The organism is Rhodococcus sp. 27YEA6, assembly GCF_044908235.1.
GTDB classification, from domain to species: domain Bacteria; phylum Actinomycetota; class Actinomycetes; order Mycobacteriales; family Mycobacteriaceae; genus Rhodococcus_F; species Rhodococcus_F qingshengii.
In genome coordinates, this window is the sequence record NZ_JBIYCY010000017.1 from 52,314 (window position 1) to 69,816 (window position 17,503).

The 17,503-nt window shown below is 63.5% G+C and carries 19 protein-coding genes and 1 pseudogene; 10 read left to right on the forward strand and 10 right to left on the reverse strand.

Annotated features, from left to right (window positions below; all coding sequences use genetic code 11):
* Nucleotides 1-6: 6 nt before the first annotated feature.
* Nucleotides 7-615: a cysteine hydrolase family protein gene (locus ABH939_RS28400; RefSeq protein ID WP_042447336.1), complete on the reverse strand. Its 609-nt coding sequence runs from the start codon at nt 613-615 to the stop codon at nt 7-9.
* Nucleotides 616-804: 189 nt separating this feature from the next.
* Between ABH939_RS28400 and ABH939_RS28405 the strand changes: the two genes are divergently transcribed.
* The 7 genes from ABH939_RS28405 to ABH939_RS28435 all read left to right on the forward strand — a co-directional run bounded on the left by ABH939_RS28405 (nt 805) and on the right by ABH939_RS28435 (nt 7,233).
* On the forward strand, nt 805-2,058 hold the full coding sequence (locus ABH939_RS28405; RefSeq protein ID WP_042447334.1) for a cytochrome P450: 1,254 nt from the start codon (nt 805-807) through the stop codon (nt 2,056-2,058).
* Nucleotides 2,059-2,134: 76 nt separating this feature from the next.
* Nucleotides 2,135-2,959: an enoyl-CoA hydratase/isomerase family protein gene (locus ABH939_RS28410; protein ID WP_042447332.1), complete on the forward strand. Its 825-nt coding sequence runs from the start codon at nt 2,135-2,137 to the stop codon at nt 2,957-2,959.
* 6 nt (nt 2,960-2,965) lie between these two features.
* Nucleotides 2,966-3,394: a Zn-ribbon domain-containing OB-fold protein gene (locus ABH939_RS28415; RefSeq protein ID WP_151097061.1), complete on the forward strand. Its 429-nt coding sequence runs from the start codon at nt 2,966-2,968 to the stop codon at nt 3,392-3,394.
* 43 nt (nt 3,395-3,437) lie between these two features.
* Nucleotides 3,438-4,361 carry an SDR family NAD(P)-dependent oxidoreductase gene (locus ABH939_RS28420; protein WP_042447329.1) on the forward strand — a complete coding sequence of 308 codons (924 nt, stop codon included), beginning with the start codon at nt 3,438-3,440 and terminating at the stop codon, nt 4,359-4,361.
* Between the two features lie 10 nt (nt 4,362-4,371).
* Entirely contained in the window at nt 4,372-5,211 is an 840-nt protein-coding gene (locus ABH939_RS28425; RefSeq protein ID WP_191908616.1) for an alpha/beta fold hydrolase, read from the forward strand.
* Nucleotides 5,208-5,795, forward strand: coding sequence for a nuclear transport factor 2 family protein (locus ABH939_RS28430; RefSeq protein WP_243580647.1), 588 nt, complete (start codon nt 5,208-5,210; stop codon nt 5,793-5,795). The genes ABH939_RS28425 and ABH939_RS28430 overlap by 4 nt, the downstream gene beginning before the upstream one ends.
* A gap of 238 nt (nt 5,796-6,033) precedes the next feature.
* A complete protein-coding gene (locus tag ABH939_RS28435) occupies nt 6,034-7,233 on the forward strand; it encodes a CaiB/BaiF CoA-transferase family protein (protein ID WP_073513233.1) in 1,200 nt (399 codons plus the stop codon).
* 140 nt (nt 7,234-7,373) lie between these two features.
* On the opposite strand, the pseudogene ABH939_RS28440 reads toward ABH939_RS28435, so the two are convergent.
* From ABH939_RS28440 to ABH939_RS28455, 4 genes and pseudogenes are all read right to left on the reverse strand, one after another.
* Nucleotides 7,374-7,602: pseudogene (locus ABH939_RS28440) on the reverse strand (hypothetical protein); the annotation flags it as partial.
* Nucleotides 7,603-7,770: 168 nt separating this feature from the next.
* On the reverse strand, nt 7,771-8,052 hold the full coding sequence (locus tag ABH939_RS28445) for a hypothetical protein (protein ID WP_151097059.1): 282 nt from the start codon (nt 8,050-8,052) through the stop codon (nt 7,771-7,773).
* Nucleotides 8,053-8,183: 131 nt separating this feature from the next.
* A complete protein-coding gene (locus ABH939_RS28450) occupies nt 8,184-8,966 on the reverse strand; it encodes an enoyl-CoA hydratase (RefSeq protein WP_151097057.1) in 783 nt (260 codons plus the stop codon).
* Nucleotides 8,963-9,676 carry a FadR/GntR family transcriptional regulator gene (locus tag ABH939_RS28455; RefSeq protein ID WP_042447315.1) on the reverse strand — a complete coding sequence of 238 codons (714 nt, stop codon included), beginning with the start codon at nt 9,674-9,676 and terminating at the stop codon, nt 8,963-8,965. The genes ABH939_RS28450 and ABH939_RS28455 overlap by 4 nt, the downstream gene beginning before the upstream one ends.
* Nucleotides 9,677-9,812: 136 nt before the next feature.
* Between ABH939_RS28455 and ABH939_RS28460 the strand changes: the two genes are divergently transcribed.
* From ABH939_RS28460 to ABH939_RS28470, 3 genes are all read left to right on the forward strand, one after another.
* Nucleotides 9,813-10,844 carry a TIGR03617 family F420-dependent LLM class oxidoreductase gene (locus ABH939_RS28460; RefSeq protein WP_042447313.1) on the forward strand — a complete coding sequence of 344 codons (1,032 nt, stop codon included), beginning with the start codon at nt 9,813-9,815 and terminating at the stop codon, nt 10,842-10,844.
* Nucleotides 10,845-11,057: 213 nt separating this feature from the next.
* Nucleotides 11,058-11,639, forward strand: coding sequence for an ABC transporter permease subunit (locus ABH939_RS28465; protein WP_151097055.1), 582 nt, complete (start codon nt 11,058-11,060; stop codon nt 11,637-11,639).
* Between the two features lie 166 nt (nt 11,640-11,805).
* Nucleotides 11,806-13,263, forward strand: a complete 1,458-nt coding sequence (locus ABH939_RS28470; protein ID WP_042447310.1) for an aldehyde dehydrogenase family protein — start codon at nt 11,806-11,808, stop codon at nt 13,261-13,263.
* Between the two features lie 330 nt (nt 13,264-13,593).
* Here the strand turns inward: ABH939_RS28470 and ABH939_RS28475 are convergent, their stop codons facing one another.
* The 5 genes from ABH939_RS28475 to ABH939_RS28495 form a co-directional block, all read right to left on the reverse strand.
* Complete coding sequence (locus tag ABH939_RS28475) at nt 13,594-13,770, reverse strand: hypothetical protein (protein ID WP_191908615.1); 177 nt, start codon at nt 13,768-13,770, stop codon at nt 13,594-13,596.
* 187 nt (nt 13,771-13,957) lie between these two features.
* The gene (locus ABH939_RS28480; protein ID WP_042447306.1) at nt 13,958-14,821 is read right to left on the reverse strand and encodes a mycofactocin-coupled SDR family oxidoreductase; all 864 of its coding nucleotides are present in this window, start codon (nt 14,819-14,821) and stop codon (nt 13,958-13,960) included.
* Between the two features lie 150 nt (nt 14,822-14,971).
* Nucleotides 14,972-15,166, reverse strand: a complete 195-nt coding sequence (locus tag ABH939_RS28485; RefSeq protein WP_042447304.1) for a ferredoxin — start codon at nt 15,164-15,166, stop codon at nt 14,972-14,974.
* 83 nt (nt 15,167-15,249) lie between these two features.
* Entirely contained in the window at nt 15,250-15,981 is a 732-nt protein-coding gene (locus ABH939_RS28490) for a tyrosine-protein phosphatase (protein WP_151097053.1), read from the reverse strand.
* Nucleotides 15,978-17,456: a class I adenylate-forming enzyme family protein gene (locus ABH939_RS28495; protein WP_042447475.1), complete on the reverse strand. Its 1,479-nt coding sequence runs from the start codon at nt 17,454-17,456 to the stop codon at nt 15,978-15,980. The genes ABH939_RS28490 and ABH939_RS28495 overlap by 4 nt, the downstream gene beginning before the upstream one ends.
* Nucleotides 17,457-17,503 lie beyond the last annotated feature (47 nt).

Consider the following 17,503-nt stretch of genomic DNA (forward strand, 5'->3'; position numbering starts at 1 on the left):
TCCGCGTCACCCCGGTAGTCGAGAGATGACATCGACTGCCGGGGTGATTCGCGCGAGAAGTGTCAGCATGTTCGAGACCATGAATTCGTGTGCCTCGGGCGACGATCCGGCGGTGCAGTCCTCGGCGAGCACGACGGAGTACCCCCGATTGACCGCCTCGAGCGCCAGTCCGGGTAGTGCGATATTGGTCGAGATTCCCGCCAGAACCAGAGTGGCGACATTCTCCAATCGCAGCATGGCGTCCAGTTCGGTGCCGTAGAAGGCGGTCAGGCCGGTCGCGCGTGAGCTCACGATGTCGCTCGGCTCGGGACCGAGCCGAGCGGGGATCTCGACGTCGTCGGAGCCCACGGTCATGGATCGATGTTTCAGCGACATGGCGCCGAGATAGGAGTTGGCTCGCATACCCTTCAAATCGGCGCGATGCTCGATGATGCAGTGCACCACCGGCAGGCCGCGGGCTCGAAACTCGGCTGCCAATGCGGCAGTTCTGCCAACCACGTCTCGGTCGGCTGCCATCGATGCAAGACCGGGTGACACAGACCGTGCAGGGTCGAGAATCCCACGCTGGCATTCGCTGATGATCAGTGCGGGGGACGGGTACGGGGCGTCGCTCACTTCGTGGAGACCTTTGCTGGAGTCGATGGTGTGGACGTGAGGGTTCTCAAGTGACGATAGAGCCAGTTGGCGGATTGCGCATTGGTTTCAAGTGACTATATTTGCCTGTTCAAGCCGCTTGCCAAATAGTGACACAACTGCCAGAATCGCAAAGGTGGGTTACCCGGATCACATTCTTAGGCGGTTTCAATGATCGATACCGAAGAGGTCTCGACGCCACTCGTCGATTTGAACTGGTGGCAGAACAACCCGGCCGAGCGCGACGAGGTGTTCGCGGACCTGCGAAGAAACCACCCGCAGGTCTTCGTCCCCGTCGGCGCCGCCGGATCCAGTCCGGCAAAGGGCTTCTATGCGCTGACGCGACATGCGGACATCCTCGAGGTCAGCCGTCGTCCCGAGGACTTTTCCTCCGGTGAGGGCACTCAGATCTTCGATCAGCCGCAGAAGCTGCGTGAGTACCGCGGATCGATCATCGACATGGACAATCCCGAGCATGCGCGCATGCGCAAGATCGTCTCGCGAGGCTTCACCACCCGGTCGCTCGAAGGTTTGCGAGACGAGGTGGAGGCAACCGTTCGCGAGATCCTGGAGGAGATGCCCGCCTCGGGTGAGTGCGATTTCGTCGGCGACTTCGCTGCGTTGCTCCCACTGCGAATCATCGACAACATGCTCGGTATCCCACGCGAGCACGAGAAGTTCATCCTAGAAGCGACCAACACCATTCTCGGCGCCTCGGATGCGGAGTACATCGAGGACCAGACCGCAGCCGGAATCGGCAAGGCCGTCACAGCGGCGAGCGAAGGATTGATCACGCTGCTGCGCACCCTATCGGAGGAGCGCATCGCCGATCCCAAGGACGACCTGATCAGTAGGTTGGTGGCAGCGACCGAAGGCGACAACTTGACTCCCGCCGAGATGGCCAAGTTCTTCATTCTGCTCGTCGGGGCGGGCAACGAGACCACACGCAACGTCATCACGCATGGTCTGTTGGTACTCAGCCGCAACCCCGATCAGCGTGATACCTGGATGGCGGACTACGAGAACTACGCCTCGGGGGCCATCGAGGAGATGCTGCGCTGGGCGAGCCCGGTGGTGCACATGCGTCGGACGGTTACCCGGGACGGAGTTCGCCTCGGTGACAAGGAATTCGCCAAGGGTGACAAGGTGGTGCTGTGGTACACCTCGGCCAATCGCGACGACGAGGTGTTCGAGGATCCGTACACCTTCGACATCACCCGTGACCCCAACCCGCACTTGGCATTCGGAGCGCCGGGCCCGCACTTTTGCCTGGGTGCACACCTTGCGCGGCTGGAACTGGACGTCGCATTCCGTGAATTGTTCACTCGGTACCCGGACATCGAGGCCGTGGGTGAGCCCGCGATGCTGCGGTCGAACTTCCTCAACGGCATCAAGCATCTTCGGGCGACCTACAGTGCCGGATGACCGAAGTTTCGATGACATTGTTGTCAGAATTTGTGGATCAACGCGGCCTTGCACGTGGCCCGGTAGGGAGTGACCGATGACGGAAACGATGGTGAACCACGAGGTGGACTCCGCGATCGTGTCGGACCTGGTCGGCGGAGTACTGACGGTCACGCTGAATCGCCCCGACGCCGCCAACGCGATCAGACCCGACGATCGCAATGCCTTGATCGCACTCTTTCTCGACGCCGATGCCGATCCGGAGGTGCGCGTCGTCGTCCTGCGTGCGAACGGCAGACACTTCTGCGCGGGCGCGGACGTCGTCAAGCTCGCCGACGGCCACGCCAAGAACGTCAAACGGGTGACCGGAGCGATGCGAACGATCATGACCGGTGCCCAGAAACTCGTCGCATCCGTGCTCGATTGCGGCAAACCCGTCATCACCGTGGTGCAGGGCGCGGCGGCCGGAATCGGCGCACACCTCGCGTATGCGTCGGACCTCGTGATCGCGACGGATGCCGCGTACTTCGCCGAGTCGTTCGTCAAACGCGGACTCGTCGTCGACGGTGGCGGTGCCTACCTCCTGCCGCGCCGGATCGGTATGCAGAAGGCCAAGGAGATGGCCTTCTTCGGTGAGAAGCTCACCGCTGCAGAGGCATTGAGCCTGGGTCTGGTCAACAGGGTCGTTCCCGCTGCGGATCTCGACGACGCCGTGGCCGATTTCGCCGGCCGACTGGCCGTGGCTCCGACGAGTGCGATCGCGTTGACGAAGCGGTTGTTCAACGACTCGCCGGACAGCGATCGCACCGCGTCGTTCGTCGCCGAGGCGATGGCTCAGGAGATCCAGTCCTACGCGCAGGACTCGAAGGAGGGCGTCACAGCCTTCGTCCAGAAGCGTCCCCCCGAATACGTGGGTTGGTGAACGATCATGGCTGACAATGCAACCGAGAATCCGCGCGCTGACCTGCCCACCGTCGAGGACGCGAGCCGTCCGTACTGGGATGCCGCGAAGGCGGGGACGCTGCTGATCGCGTCGTGCAACGACTGCTCGCGGGTACACCATTACCCGCGGCCGTTCTGTCCGTTCTGCTGGAGCGAGAACGTCGTGGCCGCAGCGGCCAGCGGACGAGGAACGCTCTATACGTATTCCACCGTCTACGTCAACGATCTTCACCCGTTCAAGACTCGGCTGCCGTACGTCGCGGCCATGGTCGAGCTCGACGAGGGGCCGCGTGTGATGACGAATATCGAAGGTGCCCTGCCCGAGGAGCTCGAGGTCGGCATGGTCGTAGAGGTCTTCTTCCGGCCGATTACCGACGAACTCGATGCAACGGTGTTTCGTCCCGTCTCGTCCTGATCGCACGTTGCACTTCCCGAACAACACAAGGAGAAACACACCCATGAGCGGACTGCTCGACGGCAAAGTCGCACTCGTCACCGGGTCCGGACACGGCATCGGACGCGGACACGCGTTCGAACTCGCCAAGCACGGTGCCACGGTCATCGTCAACGATCTCGGTACGTCGCTAGACGGTGAGGGCACAGGTAAGGTCGCCGACGATGTCGTGAAGATCATCGGATCCCGCGGTGGCACGGCGATCTCGGATTTCTCTGATGTCGGTGACGAGGCCCAGGTCGATGTTCTTGTCGAGCGTGCGTACGCCGAACTCGGGCGTTTGGACATCGTCGTCAACAACGCGGGCATCGTGCGCGATCGCGCGATCTGGAACATGAGCGCCGAGGACTTCGACCTAGTCATGCGTGTGCACGTTCGTGGAAGTTGGCTGACCACAAGGGCTGTGGCTCGCAAGTGGCGCGACGAATCCAAGGCATCCGGAGGCAAGGTGTACGGGCGCATCATCAACACCACGTCCGGCGCAGGTCTGCTCGGTCACTTTGGTCAGACGAACTACAGCGCTGCCAAGGCCGCCATCGTCGGGCTGACGCAGACGTCGAGTCTCGAACTCGCCTCGATCGGTGCAACGGTCAACGCCATCAGCCCGGGCGGACGTACACGAATGTCCGCGACCATGGCAGGCAGTGCTCCGGCCATCGAGCCCGACGAGCGCGGCGAAGACGAGTTCGACCCCAAAGACCCGTCACTCGGATCACCGGTCGTCGCGTGGCTCGCGAGTCCGGAGGCCGGCCACGTCAGCGGTCAGGTCATCAAGGCGCTCGGAGAGAACATCCAGCTGTTGAAGGCGTGGTCCCCGGTGGCAGTGGTCTCCAACGGCGGAAAGCGTTGGGATGCGAACAAGCTGGGCGGGATCTTCGCGACCGACGTGTTCGGTACGCGTGCCGCCGGCCTGCGCATGGGCGGATAGGGCTCTGGACGTGGACTACTCCGTCGACGTCGACGGAGTACCGATCAGGTACCGCGTAACCGGCAGCGGCACGCGTGAGATCCTGCTGATACACGGTCATCTGGCCAACTCGCAGTGGTGGCATGCGATCGTGCCGCTGCTCGAGGACCGGTACCGGTTGGTGCTCGTGGATCTGAGCGGGCACGGAGACAGCGGTCATCGCGAGGCGTATTCCGTACAGCAGTGGGCAGCAGACGTCGTCGGCGTTCTCGAGCACCTCGGTTCGACCGATGCGATTCTCGCCGCGCACAGTCTCGGTGGCGCAGTAGCTATCGGTGTTGCTGCACAGCATGGTTCACGCGTGAGTTCAGTCGTGTTGTTCGACACGCTGATTGCTGGACTCGCCGAGCCACGGCCACAATTTCCCGAACGTCCGCAGGGGCGATCGGTCCCGTATGCGACCACAGCCGAGGCGGTCTCGCGGTTTCGGCTGATGCCGCCGCAGCCTCCAGTCGCACCCGAGTTGGTAGCGCCAATCGCAGCGAACTCGCTACGTGCGGTCGAGGGCGGTTGGACGTGGAAGTTCGACCGAACGGGACGCGTGACGTTCGATTACGACTTCGTGTTGAATTCGGCAAGGGCCCTGACGGTACCGCTGCTGTACGTGTACGGCGAGCACAGTTCCGTCGTCACCACCGGCGCGGTTGCGGACGCGGAACGTGTACTTCCGTCGAAGACCAGCACCTACGTGCAGATCCCCGGCGGTCACCATCATCTGGTTCTCGACCACGCCGAGCAGTGCGCGGCGCTGATCGAGAACTTCGCAGTCACGAGCGCGATGCTGGACGAGAGAAAGGTTCTGCCCCAGTGATTGAATTCACGCGCGACGAAGTGGAAACTGCGTTCCGCCACTACTTTCGGGTGGGTCAGGTGCTCGAAGACTGGGAAGCTTGGTCCGACCTGTTCACCGACGATGCCGTCTACCATGACCACTTCTACGGAAAGTTCACCGGTCCCAGCGAAATTCGCCGATTCATCGAGGGCACGATGGGCGCGGCCCCGCACGTCTACAATCCGCTGGCCTGGTATGCCATCGACGGTGATCGCGTGGTGTACGAGGTGATCAATCGCGCGGACAATCCAGAGCCAGGCGCGCCGCCGATCGATTTCTCGTCGTGGCAGAACATTCGCTACGCCGGGAACGGCAAGTGGCGTTCGGAGGAAGATCTCTGGCTGATGGCCGAGATGAAGCGCTTCACGCGCGAATACGATGCCGCCCTGGCGAAGTTTCCGCAGTCCACCGACGATCGCTTGAGCCGCCTGGACTGGGGTGACTCGCCGGAGTGGGCCCACCCGGCAGACGATCACGCGGCTCGGCCGTCGTGGCTGGACCGCCCGAACTTCAGGCCGTTCCGTGGGCTCTCCGACATCGACTTCGGCGAGCGCACACACTGATGACGGGGCGCTCAGCGCCCCTGCGAGTGGGGAGCCCTGCGCTCGAAGCATGCCGAAACGCCCTCGCGCGCATCGTGCGAGTAGGCGATGGGTGTGTGGGCCTCGGCGATAGCGAGCGCGGTGGCTACCTCGCCGCCCGGTCCAGCCGGGGGAGCAGAGCATGGTCTGGGGCCTCCGTGCGAAAGGTCATCGTCGATCCTTCCGTTCGAATTCGCCTACAGTTCAGGAGCGTACATTTATGACACTTCCGCTGACCGGGGTCAAAGTTCTCGACTTCTCCGAACACGGCTTCGTCCCTGCCGCGGCCGCTGCACTGGCCGATTTCGGGGCAGACGTCGTCAAGATCGAACGCGTGGAAGGTGACGCCATGCGCTCGATCATTCCGAGTGGAATGGTCCCGTCCAAGGACGGGTACGACTTCCTGTTCGAACTCGTCAACAGAAACAAACGGGGGATCGCGCTCGACGTTCGGCACACCGAGGGGCGCAGAATCTTCGAAAAGCTCGTCAAGTGGGCCGATGTCGCCATCACCAATCAGCTTCCGAGGGTCCAGCGCAAGCTGCACACCGAGCCGTCGGATCTGCTGGCACTCAATCCCCGCCTCGTCGTGGCCAAGGGGCACGGACAGGGGCAACGTGGCCCGGAGGCTGAAGCTGGTGGCTACGACGCCGTCTCTTACTGGGCTCGAGGCGGAGTCGCTCACGTCCTGACCGATGAGGGCGCCGCACGTCCCGCCCAGCAGAGACCGGCCATCGGCGACATTCCGAGTGGGATGTTCCTTGCTGGTGGGATTTGCGCTGCACTGGTCCACGTGTCCCGGACGGGCGAGGGAACGGTGGTCGACACGTCGCTGCTGGGCTCGGCAGCCTGGAACCTGGGCCCCGACATGGCGTACGCGTCGTTGACCGGTGAGCAACTGCCGAAGGCGCCGCTGAAGGATATGGCCCCCCTGATCCGGCAGTATCGGTCTGCCGACGATCGCTGGGTGGCACTGATGATGATCGACGAAGCGCGTTACTGGGAGCCGGCACTCGTGGCGCTAGGTTTGGATGCGCTCGTCGACGCATACCCCGACGCGGCCGCGCGAAAAGAGAATCGGGAATCGATCGCAGTGCAGATCGGTGCTGTGATCGCGGGGCTGGACAGTGCGGCGATTACCGAACGACTGGGCTCACGTCAGTGCATCTTCTCGTTCTATTCCACACCGGTAGACGTTCAGACCGATACGGCGGTGACGGCCAACGGTTACCTGATGAGGCACCCCGAGCATCCGGATCTGAAGCTGTCGGCAGCGCCGGTGCAGTTCGACGACGAAATGCCGTCGATTCGCCGTGCTGCGCCGAGTAAGGGGCAGCACACGCGAGAGGTCTTGTCGGAAATCGGTTACAGCGCAGAGGAAATTGTAGCGATGCTCGATTCCGAGGTTGTCGTCGAGTAATCCGGCGTGGACCGGTGTGTGCTCAGGCGCGGACTGGTATGAGCTCAGGCGTGGACGACGTTGACGGGTTGGTCGGCGTGCTCGAGCGTGGTGGTCGTGATGTCGCCATGCTCGGCGAGCCAGCGCTCGTCGATGGAGGCGGTGCCTTCCGCGGGGTTGGACAGGTAGCGTGCTGCGGCTCCGATGGCGAGGATGGTCGTGCGGGCCTGGTACTGGAAGTTCTCGATCTCGGTGGTGGTCGTGAGGGCGCCGCCGAATTGGGTTCCTTCGAAGGTTGAGGGGTTCGAGTTCGGCGCGGGGCCCGTAGACGCCCGCTGTGTAGCGGGCCTGGCCGGGGCGTGCACGGCGTGGGCCCGTCGGTGGGTCGATGCAATGAAACGGATTGTCAGGGACAAAGTCTAGGGAAGTAGTTCGCCGGCCCGACCTCGCGCAGATCCTCTCCAAGCTGCCCTCGAACAGCGATGCCTCGCCGTACTCGAACTGCCAGGCCTGACGCTTGTACGTCCAGTTCAACGGCTGCAAGCGGTGTGCTTCACGTCAGTGCTCGACGGCTCCGGCGTGGTCGCCGAGGAGCTGAAGATGCTGGCCGAGCTCGAAGTGCGCTGCGGCGATGGACTCGTAGACAGAGCGTGGTGCGGACCGTGCCACGACGTCCTCCAGCACCAGAACGTATCTGCTCTGCGAACCGTGTCCGGCCCAGTCGAGCACCATCTGTAGGTAGAGCTCCGACTCGGCGGCGTCGGCTATGGGACGCATCGTCTCGAGGCGTTCGAGCTGGAAGTCCGCCCGCTCACTGCAGCCGAACAACTGGACGTACAAGCGGCAGGCGTGGAATCTCGAAGCACCCGATTCTGTCCGTACGGTGGACGCGTACGGGCCGGGCTGGTTCGACGACGTCCGTTCTCAGGGAGCGGAATCCTACTTTCCGCCCATTCGGCCGTGAGAGGGACTCAGCAACTGGAGGTTTGAGTGCGGCCATGATCGAACACCTGTGCCGTCCTGTCGGCCACGCCGTTGGCCGACACACTCCACCTGCGATTTACGGCGGCCTCGCGGTCGATCGCGGTGGCGGTGGCGTCATCGGCCGCCGCGTCGTAGAGAGCCCAGACCGCCGCGAGCGTGTGTGGGTCGGCGGCTAGCATGGCTTCGGCGACGGCCCATCCTCGGTCGACGAGGTGGTCCGCAGGGACGATCTCGTTGACGATGCCCCAGGCGAGCGCCGTCGGTGCATCGAGATATGAACCGGTGGAACTCATCTGCCGGGCACGACGAATGCCGACGGCTGCGGCCAGTCGACCGGTCAGACCGCCGCCCGGGACGATTCCCACTCGGCTGTGTGTGTCGGCGAAGCGGGCGTCGGGGGTGGCGAGCAAGAAGTCGCATGCCAGCGCCAGTTCGAATCCACCGGTCACCGCCGGGCCCGAGATCAGACCGATCACCGGTGTGACCATGGCGGCGAGTACCGTGATGCAGTTTCCGTCCGACGACCGCTCGCCGTCGAATCCGTTCTCCGCCAGATCTTTCAGATCCACACCCGAGCAGAACGCCCCACCGGCCCCGGTGAGCAGAACGATGGCGGTGTCGGGATCGGCGTCCGCCGCTCGAAGCTCGTGAACGAGGGTGTCGCTGAGCGCGATGGACAGCGCGTTGCGCACTCGCGGACGATTCAGCGTCAACAGGCGGGTGCGTCCGCGCTGTTCCACCAGTACCAATGTGTCGTCGGGTTCCGTCATTGTTCGACATCTTTCTTCGTAGTCGTGTTGCGTTGGGCCGAGAGTGCCTCGCGCTTGGTCATGGCTCGAACACGTCTGCGCACCGCGCGGCCTGCCGCGATCGCATCTCCGGCGACGATGGCGTCGACGAGTTCGATGTTGCGTTCGTGCATCCACGCTCGTTCCGACTGAGTGGGTGCGACGCCGTGCAGACGGGCGAGGTTGTTGCCCATGTGGACGAACAACTCCAGAACAGCGTTGCCGGCGAGGCGAGCTATCTCGGTGTGCACGGTGACGGTGCGCTCGCGATAGTCCGCAGCGATCGCCTCCTCCGCAAGGACCTGACGAAGTCGATCGATACCGGCGGAATCGATTGTCGCCGTGAGGTCTTGCGCGGCGGATACCTCGAGAGTCTCCATGACGGAGTAAACGTCGCCCGGAGCGAACCCGGTGTACTCCAGGTAGAGCGACGCGTGGTCGAGCACCGCGGATCGATCCGGCGCCGTGACCACGAGACCTCCGCCTGGTCCGCGGCGCGGTGTGGCGACGTGACGACTATCGAGAATGCGGAACGCCTCCCGGATCGACGCGCGGCCGACGCCGAACCGTTCCATCAGCTCGGACTCGGAGCCGATGGACTCGCCGACGCGCCAACCCGACGCGACGATGTCGTCCTCGATCGCTCGCGCGACGGCGGCGGCTCGGGAGCGCGTGGGGTCGGCGTCGGGCATCGGTCTCCTCGTTGTGTTCTGGTCTGATTGCGTATTCCGTGGACGGAATACACGCTATCTGATCTACTCGACCGGGGGAAGTCATCTGGCCGGACCGGTCGTGAACCAATTCAGTATCAGCAATAGGGAGTAAACGATGGCTGGCAGATCGACGTTCGACGTTCTCGTCGATCCGGGAACGGGAACCGTGGCGACTATCGCCGCGGCGGCGGAAGCGGTCGGGTTCGACGCACTGTGTCTGGGCGAGACGAACCATGACCCGTTGGTGCTGCTCGCGGCGGCGTCGCAGGCCACGGCCGACATCGAACTGACGACGAGCATTCTCGTCGCCTTCGCGCGCAGCCCGATGGTGACCGCGACTGCCGCGAACGACGTGCAGGTTCTCGCGGGTGGGCGGCTTCGTCTCGGCTTGGGGAGTCAGGTTCGCGCGCACATCACCCGACGTTTCGCGATGCCGTGGTCACGTCCTGCGGCGCGCATGCGGGAATACGTGCACGCGTTGCACGCGATCTGGGATGCGTGGGAGAACGGGACCCGCTTGGCGTTCGACGGCGAGTTCTATTCGCACACATTGATGACGCCGATGTTCGATCCGGGTCCCAATCCGTACGGGCGCCCCCCGGTTCTCGTCGCAGGTGTGGGTGCCGGCATGTCGCGGGTGGCGGGCGAGGTCGCGGACGGCTTCCAGGTGCACTCGTTCGTTACGGAGAAGTATTTGACAGAGGTCATCGGACCCAGCATCGACGAGGGCCTTGCGATATCGGGTCGGACGCGTGCTGACATCGAGATCTGCCTGACGCCGATGCTGGCCACCGGGACCACCCAGGACGAGGTCGCCCGTGCACGTGAACACGTGCGCGGGCAGATCGCGTTCTACGGCTCGACGCCGTCGTACCGAGGAGTGCTCGACGTACACGGTTGGGGCGGTGTGCACGAGAAGCTGAACGTGTTGGCGAAGACCGGGGAGTGGGATGCGATGTCTGCACTGATCGACGATGAGATGCTCGCCGAGTTCGCCGTCGTCGGGACGGTGACCGAGGCTGCTCGCGAGCTCGCACGACGGTGGGGACCATTGTCCGATCGGATCGGCGTGGCGGCCCAGACCATGGACGGGTTGGAGGCGTGGCGACCGGCGTTGGCGCCCTCATCTGAATCCAGTGTCATGTAGACGCAGGTAGCGAGTAGCTCACCATGTGAGAGCGGCCCGCAGTATAAAATGTGGCATTTTAGATGGCCAAAAACATCATTCGAGAAAAGTCTGTTCTTGAAGAATCGGAAAAATCGGACTGAGTAGACGATTCCGCATCGGCGAGCGCCAACCTGATCTAACGTGTGTGTCACTAACCGAAATCCTCATTGCAACAGTGAAGGATCGTCGTCGATGCAGGATCTCGTCTCCCTCTCGTTGGGACTCGGCAACGGCGCAGTCTTCGGTGCGCTCACGCTCGCCATCGTGCTCACCTTTCGCAGTTCGGGCGTTCTCAACTTCGCCACGGGCGCGATCGTGCTGGACATCGCCTACGTTTACGCATTTCTTCGGCAGGGTGAACTACTCCTGCTGATCCCAGGCCTCCCGGATACGGTGGGCTCGGGGGAACCTGTCGGTCCGGTGCCGGCGTTGGTCATCGCACTGCTGATGGCGGTCGCCCTCGGACTCGTTCTGTACCCGTTGATCTTTCGGCCGCCGGGTGCGGTTTCCGCACTCGGCGTTTCGCTGGTTCTGGCGGGGTTGGTGTGCCAGAAGTTGGGGACGGATCAGGTCACGTCAAACCCGATATTCCCCGCCGACCTGTGGCGCAGCGGAAGCCCGCGGGTGTCGTCGGATCAGGTCTACTTCGCGCTCGCCATTCTGGCGCTGGCCGTCTCGCTCGCTCTGGCGTTCCGCTACAACAGGTTCGGCTGCCGGTACGTGCCGCTGCAGAATCCGAACGGGGGCTCATTCATCAGCGGCACATTCATGTGAGACGGATCGGCGATGTCGGCGATCTCTCTGAACCTCTTCAGTAGCACTGAGATCATCGCCGAGTCGGACAAGGACGGAAAGCTTTCGAATTACGAGGTCGTCTACGGCACGGGCATCTACAACTGAGCCTCAGATCGCGACCGACGTCACACAACAGGAGCAGCACATGAACATCACTGATCAGCAGATGCTCATCGACGGAAATCTCGTCGGTGCAGGAAACGGACAGACCTACGAAGTCGTGAATCCGGCGACCGAAGAGGTCGTCGGAACCGCGCCCGATGCACAGGTCGAGGACGTCGAGAGGGCCATTGCGGCCGCTCGACGTGCATTCGACGAGACGGACTGGTCCACGGACGTCGAACTGCGGCGTCGGTGCCTGACGCAACTGCAGAACAATCTGCGCAAGGTCGCGGACGAGATTCGCCCCGTGCTGACCGCGGAGAGCGGCATGCCGTTGGCACTGTCGTTTCCGATGGGTCTCGACGGACCCGTCGAGTCGCTGGGATACTGGCCGGAACTGTTGTCCACGTACGAGTTCGAGCGCTCTTTGCCGCGCAAACAGATCATGGGCGGACAGTCCCTGCGGACCGTGCGCAAGGAAGCGGCAGGAGTGGTCGCCGCGATCACGCCGTGGAACTTTCCGTTCCAGCTCAACCTCACCAAGATCGGCGGGGCGCTCGCTGCCGGATGCACGGTAATTCTGAAGCCGGCTCCGGACACTCCGTGGTCGGGAACCGTACTGGCCGCTGCTGCAGCCGACACCGACATTCCGGCCGGTGTACTCAACATCGTGACCACGTCGGACAATCGGGTCGCCGAAGTCCTCACGACCCATCGCGACGTCGATCAGATCACTTTCACCGGATCGACCGCGACGGGCCGACTGGTCATGCGCAATGCGTCGGAGACCATCAAGCGGGTGTCGTTGGAGCTCGGTGGGAAATCGGCGGCGATCATTCTCGACGACGCCGACCTAGCGTCGAGTGTTGCAATGGCGGCCGGTGCGGTGTGCATGCACGCAGGCCAAGGATGTGCACTTGCCACTCGCTTGCTGATCCCAAACCATCTCATGGATCAGGCTGCAGCTATTGGCAAGCAAATCCTGTCCGGTCTGCCGTGGGGTGATCCGACTGACATGGCGAACATGATGGGGCCCTTGATCAACCGGTCCCAATTCGAGAAGGTACTGGACTACATCGAGTTGGGTAAGACCCAAGCACGCCTGGTGATCGGCGGAACTCGACCCGAGCAGCACTCGAAGGGCTACTTCGTTCCGCCGACACTGTTCTCGCACGTCCCGGCCGACAGCAGGATCGCTCGCGAGGAGATCTTCGGTCCGGTGATATGCCTCATCGGTTTCGCGGACGACGACGACGCAGTCCGTATCGCGAACGATTCGGAGTTCGGCCTCAGCGGATCGGTATACAGCTCCGACGTCGAACGCGCCAAGCGAGTCGCTGTTCGGTTGCGGACGGGGACGATCGCGCTCAACGGTGCTCAGTGGTTCGATCCGGAGTCGCCGTTCGGTGGCTACAAGCAGAGCGGTCTCGGCCGCGAATGGGGCGTCGAAGGACTCGAAGACTTCCTCGAAACCAAGACCTTCAGCTACCCGGCGACCTAGATCGGCGTAGCCGTTCGCAGTCGTCACACGAAAGTGGCGTCCACATCTGACGAGGATGTGGACGCCATTCTCGTACGTTTTGATCGCTTTCAATGCACTGGTGCAGGAGCTGTCGTTCCCGAACACGTGGTAGAGCTCGGATCCGTCAGCGCTCGCGGCGGTGATCGGCGGCGTCATGTCGGCGGTAACGGATGCAATGGCCGTCACTGTCATGTCGATACCGGTGTTCTCGTACAACAGCACTCCGGGGAACGGGCCGAACCTTCCATTCCGGGGACGGCGATGCCGCTCAGCGCAGCCTAATTCACACCTTGATCGTGTGCCTCCGCGTCAGGGACTCAGCCCGTTCGGCAAGCTGAAGACGCCGGGAGTCTGTTGTACGGCCTGGGATGCCGAACTGTGGGTCAGCAGCGGGATTCCGGCGGGCGAGAGTACCGTGATCGTCTGATCCACATCGGCCAGAGCACCTTTCGTGACGGCCGAGACCGATTTTGCCCCCGCAGTCACTGTTGAATCCGATCGTGATCGGTTCTCCAGCAGCGGGATTCGAAGTGTCGGGCACGCCGAGATCGACGCTGCCCGTTGTGCCGTCCTGTGCGTCCTCGTGAGGGACGAGCGGCACCTGGTGACGACTACCTCCGATGCGACCGCCGAGGCAACCGACATCCGTCTCGTCGATGATACCGATCCTGCCCTAACTTGGGCCCTGGGGGAACTTGAGGAGGGAGCCCGCGTCCACCCGGATCTGCTGACCCGTGATGTAGCGAGATTCGTCCGAAGCGAGGAAGAGCATGAGGTTGGAGATGTCGACCGGTTCGACGTACGGGATCGGCATCGCTTGGAAGGTGGTGAACGCCGGCTCCACGTCTTCACGAGTCGGGTTCTCGAGATCGGGACGGAACATGCTGTACAGGCCGTCATTGTGTAGGAGATGGGTGTTGACGTTGGTGGGGTGGACACAGTTGACGCGAATGAACTTGGGCGCTAGATGCAATGCCATCTGCTCGACGTAACCCATCAACGTCTTCTTCGCCCAGCCGTATCCTGCGCTTCCCGGGCCCATCGCCGGGTTGTCGGTGGTGCCGGGGAGCATCGCCGCGGTGGAACCGGTGACGACGATGGAACTGTGATCGGGCAGGTGCGGGAGGGCAACTGCCACAGCGTTCATGACGCCGAGAAGATCGACATCGGTTGCGTCCACGAAGTCCAACGGATCGGGATCACCCATTGCCATGGGGAGAATTCCGGCGTTCGCGAGTACGATGTCGAGTCGGCCGAGTTCTGCAACTCCGGCGCCGAGCGCGTCGCGGAGCTGACTGCGTTCGCGCACATCGGCCTTCGCCGTCACGATGCGTCGGTCGAGTCTCTCGACGAGACGTTTGGTCTCGTCTAGATCCTCCGGTGTCGCAAGCGGATACGGGTTGGACTCGATCTGCTCGCAGATGTCGACGGCGATGATGTCTGCGCCCTCCTGCGCCAGACGCACCGCGTGGCTCCTACCCTGACCACGGGCGGCACCGGTGATGAATGCTACTTTTCCTTCGAGACGTCCTGCCATGAGAACTCCTGTTCACGCCGGGGATGAGGGCCGACGGTGGCGATTCGCCACTTATGCGTCGTGCCTGCATTCGACGCTAGACCATCCGCGCAGGAAAAATCGAAGAACGTCGATACTGTTCCACCACAGCAAATTTCGCAGCGGAAACGATCAACCTGCGAGGAGTCGGATGGCGCTCATCGGGCACGCGGACACCCCCGATTCGGCGTCCGCGATCAGCGCGTCCGGGACCTCGAAATCGGCATTCGCCGCGAATCCGTCGTCGTCGAGGTCGTAGAGGTCCGGCGCGGTGGCCGCGCACAGACCGTGTCCCTCGCACTGATCGAGTTCGATGTGTACTCGCATTGCGTCTACCTCCGTGCATCGGTCCAACAGTGTCTCGTTTACAGCAGTGCTTGTTTCCAGCAGTGTCTGGGTCGAGCGATGTTTCAATTCAGTAGTGCGGCGCGCCACTGCGCGAGATCGGCTGCGCTCGCACCGTGGTCGACGAGCCATCCGCCTGCGCCGCCAGGCCAGAGTGTGAGGCGATCCACGACCGACGTGATCGCGGATTCGGGTGCGGTCAGCCACTGCGGTGGCAGTGCGCGCCGAGCGGAACCCTTGTTGGCCTTGGCCTTCCATCGCAGTCGCAGCGCGGGCATGTGCGCGGATGTCTGCAGATAGTCGTCGACCACCTCGTTCGGCGTCACGCCTGCGGCCAGCAGAAGTGTTGCGACCGCGACGCCGGTGCGGTCCTTGCCTGCGGCGCAGTGCACGAGCGTCGGGCCCGACGCGCCTACGACGATCGACAGCAATTCGGCGACGCGATCGGCGGCGGACCCCAGAATCTGGTTGTACAGTCCCGTGAGTTCCGGTGGTAATACCTCGGTGGGCGCTGCTCCGTCGTGCAGGGGACGGTGATGGCGGATCGTGTCCTGGCCCCAGTCGAACGGATTTCGTTCGGTCTCCGCGAGGGAACGAAGATCGACGACCACCGCGGGTGGCCAGATCGACACCGCTGCTGGACGGGAATCCCCCTGGTAGGGGGCATCACTGCGGTAGAGAACGCCGTAGCGTGTGGTCCGTCCGTCGACGGTGTGCAACCCGCCGACGTCACGAAGGTTCGCCAGTGTGTCGGTGGTCGCCGGGACGGACGCGTTCGGGGTGATGGATTCGCTCATCGCGGCGGCGGAGGATTCTCGGACGCCAACGTGCGCAACCGATTTCGGTCGACCTTGTTCATCGCGGTCAGCGGCAACGCGTCGACGATCACGAGGTGGTCGGGGGACTTGTAGTCGGCGAGTCGGTCGGCGGTCCACCGTCGAAGCGAGGCAGACGTCGGCGGCGACGAGGCGTCGGACGGCACGACGAACGCGACCCCGATCTCGCCGATGACGGGCGTCGGATATCCCACTACTGCTGCCTCTTTCACTCCGGGATGCTCGGCGAGTACGTGATCGACTTCCACCGGATGCACGTTGAAACCGCCGCGGATGTACATGTCTCCGACGCGTCCTGCCAATACCAGGTCGCCCTCGTCGGTGATGCTGCCGAGGTCTCCGCTGACGAACCAGCCGTCGTCGTCGAAAGCGTCGGCGGTGCGCTCGTCGTCGTTCCAGTATCCGCGCATCACGCACGCGCCGCGAACGCGCACTCGTCCGACCCGGCCCGTCGGCACGTCGGTGCCGTCCTCGTCGGTGATGCGAACGTCCATGCCGGTCTGCGGTTTTCCGACGGTGCGGAATGCCACGTCCGGTCGATCGTCGATCGCGGTGCCGCACACGCTCGGCGACTCGGTCATCGCATAGCGAACCACCAACGGCACGCCGATCAGCTCGGCGGTGCGCTCGACGAGTTCCGGTGACGCAGGAGCGGTGGCGACGATGCCGAGCCGGAGGTCGGGAAACGAATCACGTCGTACGTCGGGGAGGTCGAGAAGTTTGGTCCACTGGGTCGGGACGCCGCCCGCCATCGTGATGCGCTCGCGGACGAGTATGTCTCGCATCTTCGCGGCCGACCACGGGACGGGGGAGACCACGAGGGTGATACCCCAGACGAGCTGATCCCACAGCTTCGCCATGTACCCGGCATGCGGGAACGGCGTGGACGAGAGGCGTCGATCGTAGGGGGCGCTCATCACGCCGGCCGAATGCGCTGCGGCAGCCATGTTCTCGCCGTCGAACCAGGCGCCTTTCGGTAGTCCGGTCGTTCCGCTCGTGAAGATGATGGTCACCGGTGCATCGAGACCCGTTGTTGCAGAGACGAAGTCGGTGTCCCCCTCGTGAAAGGCGGCGTCCAGTTCGCTGCGTGCCATGACCGGAAGCGCGGCGTCGATCTCGGGGAGACCGGCATCGGCGTCGCGGATCACCAGGGCCGGTTGTGCCTGCGTCAGGATCGACTCCACCTCACGCGGGCCCAGTCGCGTGTTGATCCCGGTCGTCACGGCACCGAGCAGTGCGATCGCGCTGTAGCAGATCGCGTAGTCGATTCCCGACGGAAGCATCAGGGCGACGACGTCTCCGCGGTCGACTCCCCGGCCGCGGAGACGAGCGGCGAGCGCACGAGAGCGCTGGTACCACTCGTCGAAACCGAGTCGGGTGCCGTCCTGTTCCACGTAGGCGTCGCGTGCGCCGTACTCTGCCGCTGCTGCCGCCATCAACTCTCCGGTACTGGTGAATCGACCGGGAAGTGGGGGACGGACGG

Coding starts and splice junctions, on each gene's coding strand:
- ABH939_RS28470 (WP_042447310.1), top strand. CDS start 11,806: ATGAACATCACTGATCAGCAGATGCTCATCGACGGAAATCTCGTCGGT.
- ABH939_RS28480 (WP_042447306.1), bottom strand. CDS start 14,821: ATGGCAGGACGTCTCGAAGGAAAAGTAGCATTCATCACCGGTGCCGCC.
- ABH939_RS28450 (WP_151097057.1), bottom strand. CDS start 8,966: ATGACGGAACCCGACGACACATTGGTACTGGTGGAACAGCGCGGACGC.
- ABH939_RS28460 (WP_042447313.1), top strand. CDS start 9,813: ATGGCTGGCAGATCGACGTTCGACGTTCTCGTCGATCCGGGAACGGGA.
- ABH939_RS28455 (WP_042447315.1), bottom strand. CDS start 9,676: ATGCCCGACGCCGACCCCACGCGCTCCCGAGCCGCCGCCGTCGCGCGA.
- ABH939_RS28405 (WP_042447334.1), top strand. CDS start 805: ATGATCGATACCGAAGAGGTCTCGACGCCACTCGTCGATTTGAACTGG.
- ABH939_RS28410 (WP_042447332.1), top strand. CDS start 2,135: ATGACGGAAACGATGGTGAACCACGAGGTGGACTCCGCGATCGTGTCG.
- ABH939_RS28490 (WP_151097053.1), bottom strand. CDS start 15,981: ATGAGCGAATCCATCACCCCGAACGCGTCCGTCCCGGCGACCACCGAC.
- ABH939_RS28485 (WP_042447304.1), bottom strand. CDS start 15,166: ATGCGAGTACACATCGAACTCGATCAGTGCGAGGGACACGGTCTGTGC.
- ABH939_RS28420 (WP_042447329.1), top strand. CDS start 3,438: ATGAGCGGACTGCTCGACGGCAAAGTCGCACTCGTCACCGGGTCCGGA.
- ABH939_RS28495 (WP_042447475.1), bottom strand. CDS start 17,456: ATGGCGGCAGCAGCGGCAGAGTACGGCGCACGCGACGCCTACGTGGAA.
- ABH939_RS28465 (WP_151097055.1), top strand. CDS start 11,058: ATGCAGGATCTCGTCTCCCTCTCGTTGGGACTCGGCAACGGCGCAGTC.
- ABH939_RS28415 (WP_151097061.1), top strand. CDS start 2,966: ATGGCTGACAATGCAACCGAGAATCCGCGCGCTGACCTGCCCACCGTC.
- ABH939_RS28435 (WP_073513233.1), top strand. CDS start 6,034: ATGACACTTCCGCTGACCGGGGTCAAAGTTCTCGACTTCTCCGAACAC.